The sequence below is a fragment of the Streptomyces canus 299MFChir4.1 genome (genome assembly GCF_000383615.1).
GTDB classification, from domain to species: Bacteria; Actinomycetota; Actinomycetes; order Streptomycetales; family Streptomycetaceae; genus Streptomyces; species Streptomyces canus_C.
Window position 1 is genome coordinate 1 of record NZ_KB911683.1, and the last position, 3986, is coordinate 3986.

The 3986-nt window shown below is 72.8% G+C and carries 3 protein-coding genes; all 3 read right to left on the bottom strand.

The features are described from left to right. On the bottom strand, nucleotides 1–2164 hold a 2164-nt coding region (locus H293_RS0148710), incomplete at its 3' end, for a DDE-type integrase/transposase/recombinase (RefSeq protein ID WP_020124994.1). Further along, entirely contained in the window at nucleotides 2161–3015 is an 855-nt protein-coding gene (locus tag H293_RS0148715) for a TnsA-like heteromeric transposase endonuclease subunit (protein WP_310591970.1), read from the bottom strand. The genes H293_RS0148710 and H293_RS0148715, both read right to left, overlap by 4 nt. Before the next feature lie 163 nt (nucleotides 3016–3178). Next, a partial coding sequence (locus H293_RS0148725; RefSeq protein WP_028808882.1) for a hypothetical protein occupies nucleotides 3179–3986 on the bottom strand: 808 nt, incomplete at its 5' end.

Sequence of the window (3986 nt, forward strand, 5' to 3'; positions counted from 1 at the left end):
AAGCCGTTTCGTCTGTCGGCCCGGAGGCTTCGGCCTCATCGGCGGGGGCTGCCGCGGTGTCTGGGCCGTCGGCGAGGGCGGCGAGAAGGTAGTCCTCGTCGTCCTGGTTGTCCTCGAGGTCGTCCAGGCTGTCGTCGGGCTCCCAGCCGCCGTCATCGTCAAGTGGGAGGGTGAAGGAGCCGGGCAGCCCGAAGGAGGCCCCCGGCGCGAGGGGTGCAGGCCGCTGCTGCGGGGTGGTGGCAGGGGAGGGGTCGGTCATCTGCGCGGCCGCCTGGGCCCGGGCGGCTACCGTCCGCTCGCGCTTGCTGCCCAGTCCCTGGCTGGCACGGCGCAGCAGCGCATCGAGTGCCTGGGCGATCGCCGCCTCGTGGTCTTCACGGCCGTGCCGGCGCTGGACGGTGCGGCGGACGTGGTCGAAGGTGAACGCGGTGAACGGGCGCCTGACCGCCCCCGCGTGGACCCATGGCACCTCGAGCCATCCTTCGGGCAGGCGCACCCACACCCGGTTCGGGTCGTAAGGGTTGTGGTGGACCTCCCACCGTCCGTTCTTGTCCGCCCGCGGTGAGCGGCGGCGCCGGTAGGGGTTCAGGCCGGGGTGGTCGTAGGTGCGGTAGCCGAAGCGGATGCCGTAGTCGTTGACGGCCTGCCAGCGCAGGGGCAGCAGCTCGACGTAGTCGTCGGCGGACAGGGGCACCGGTACATGCCCGGTCACGGCCACCAAAGCCGCCCACATCTCGTTCGGGCAGACGGCGATGCGCGGCATCATCGGGTGCCGCAGCGCTTCGTGCCGGCGTTCCTGCCACCCGCAGATGACCCACTCGTCCAGAAGCTCCTGAAGCTGCGTCAGGCTCCAGCAGGCGTCCTGCTCCGCCGCCGTGCCGCGCTGGGAGACGTCCGAGCCAGTATGGCCGGGCAGGTACTGGCTGAACCCGTCGGCAATCGCGCGGAAGGTCCGCTCCACGTTTCCCTTCGCCGGGCCGTTCGCCGGCGGCACCGGCTGCACCGAGATCCCCAGGCTCTCGCAGGCCGAGACGAACGACGCCGACACGTACACCCGGCCCTGGTCCACGATCACCGTCTCCGGCATGATCACGGGCCGGGCGGCCGCCTGCTCCAGCCGCGCGTCCAACGCCACCAGCCGCTCGTACGGGATGACGGAGCGCTGCATGGACAGCGCCGTATCCCAGCCCGGCCGCATCGCCGCCGGCACCACCATCTGCGCCAGCAGCATCGCCGCGTCCACCGACGTCGTGCCCACCGGACGCAGCACCGCGGCGCAGATGCTGCGGGTGGCCACGTCCAGCGCGAGGCACAGTTCAAGACGGCCGCTCACACCGTTGTCCAGGACCGCCAGGACATCCAGCGGCGTGCTGTCCAGCATCACCAGCTCACCCGGGCGCAGTGCCACCGTCGGCGTGAAAGGAGGTGCCGGCCGCGACACATGCCAGCGCCGCTGTGCGGCTGTCCCCAAAAGGCCCTGGCCGTCGGCCACCGCGTGCACCAGCCGGTTGAACGTCGACGCCGGAGGCAGCGCCACCACCCCAGGGCCGTACTCCTCCTCCAGCAGCCACCCCACCCGGCGGCGCAGCCGCACCAGCGTGCCCGTCGACCGCTCCCGCTGGCCCTCCAGCACTGTCCTGACTGCCGCGACCACCCGCTCATCGGCCCGCCCCACCGCGGACCGCTCCCGCGCTGCCCGGCCGTCGACCAGCCCCCACACGCCCTCGCTGCGGTAGCGCGCCCGCATCCGGCGCACCGTCGCCGCACTCGCCGCCCAGCCTGCCGCCGTCAACTCCTCGGCCTTCGCCTGCTCCCGCTGCGCCAGGCTCCGTGTCGCCGGATCGAACTGCTCACGCGGGGCGCCCTGCCCGATGGCGTCAGGAAAGCCGGTCTCCACCTCCCGCACATGCCGCTGCCACGCCAGAGCCCGCTCCCGCACCTGTTCCGGCAGCGCCTCCAGCAGACCGAACGGCGGCACCCTCCCCGGCGGCGGTCCGCCTTCCACCTCGAAGGACGGATCGGCGAACAGGTAGGGCAGCAGCACCACCGCCGAGGCGCCCTCGTCACTCACCAGCGTGGCCCGGGCGCCCTCCAGCACGGCGAGCGTCCACGCGCGTCCGTCGTAGCGAAGGCGCGCCCCGACCTCGATGACCGCCTGCGTCACGCCGCTTCGGCCTCCTGCCGTGCGAGGCAGACGACAACGCGCTCGTGCAGCGGTTCATCCAGCCGCACCCGCAGCACACCGCTCCACAGCGCGTGAAAGACGGCAGGCCACACGGCGATCGGATCCCCCAGCCCCTCTACGGCCTCCACCAGCGGCCGTGGACTGGCGAAGGCCTCCCGCAGAGCCGGCGTCCACGGCCCTGCGGCGTACCGGGGATGCCGGTAGCCCGCCAGCCACCGGACATTGGCCTCCAGCACCGGATCCGGCGGCCCCGCCAGCCGGTAGGACCAGCCCGCCGCGTCGGCGGCAGCCGCCACCACCCGTGCCCGCGCTGCCAGCCGGGCAGAGGGCCCGCTGCGTCCGGCGCAGTCGAGCAACAGGCCGCTGCCGTCTTCGAGCCTGGCCATCAGCTGCGGCGCATGAGCGACGACCCTGCTGTCCTCACGCCACACCAGCTCCACCGGCCGGCAGGCCAGCGCCACCACCGCCGGATCCCGGTCCAGCAGCATCAGCTGGGTCCGCATGACACCGGACCCGTACGCCACCAGCCGCCCGTTGGTCGACGACCACCACCAGCCCGGAGCCACACGCCGCCCGGGACGGACGGGAAACGGACGTATCGCCGGACCGTCCTCGAAGACGACGTCCTGAGCGGCCTCAAGCCACGGGAGCTGGTGTGCGCGCCCCAGAGGGTCTCGAAAGCGCACATCGATCAGGCCGGCCTCTACAGCCGCAGCTTCTCCGCGACGCACAGCACCACCCGCACGGTGCGGCTCGGGGATGCGGCACCCGGCCCCGGGCACCGCGGACGAGGCGGCCTCCTGGCTGCTGTCGATGATCACGTACTCCACACAACGCCATGCCTGACCTGCCGCGCAGGAGAACCGGCCGGTAACCGCAACACCGGTGCAACCGCCGGATGTTGGGCTGCACGCGGCACCCAGGATGCGGAGCCTGGGGCACCGGTGTCAGTGCAGAGTCCCGCGCTTTTACGCCCCCTTGCAGACCGCTGTGTCAGTCCTCGCCCTCACCGAGGGCGAGCACCGCGGCAAGGTCCTCGGCGGGCAGGCGGCACCACTGGGCCACATCCTCAAGCGCCACCCCGGCGGCAACGGCTGCAGCGGCCGTATGGACGAGGGCCTGGTCGATCAGATCGGCACCGCGACTGAGGTGCTCCAGCAGAGTGCGGGCCACCTCGGCGGTGGTGCCGCTCTGCACGCCGCGCAGCTCCACCAGCTGTTCGCACGCCTCGTCGACCAACTGCGTGATGCGGAACCGTTGTTCGGCAGGAACGGTGGCCCGCCACCGGGTGCCCGAGCCGCCCGACTGGGCTTCTGCCGCCATGACGCGCAGCTGGCCGGCCATCGTGGCGCTCTGCTGTTCCCGCTTCAGGTGCCACGGATCCTCCTGCCAGCCCGGCGGCCCCGCCGCGTGGCGGCGGGCGCGCACGATCGCGCCCGTCCAGCCGTTCAGCGGGCTGCCGTGGTTGCCCGCAAGTTCGGGCCCCAGCCAGGTGCGGCCCACCCGCTCGCCCAGCCGGTGACAGAACGCATCGTCGGCCCTGCGCGCCCGAGGCTTCATCCCGCCGCTCGCCTGCCAGGCCACTTCGGCCATGGCCGGCTCCAGCAAAGCGTCCGCGACGGCCACCACCTCCGGAAAGATCGCCGCGTCCCGGCCCACGATCCGCCACCACTCAAACCGTGATCCCGCGTCGCCGCCCGCCAACTGGTGCAGACGGCGCGGCCAGATCTTCTCCTGCTCCCAGGCCAGGGCCTGCTCCCACCAGCGGGCCACCACCGCATGCGCCAGCGTGAACGCCCGC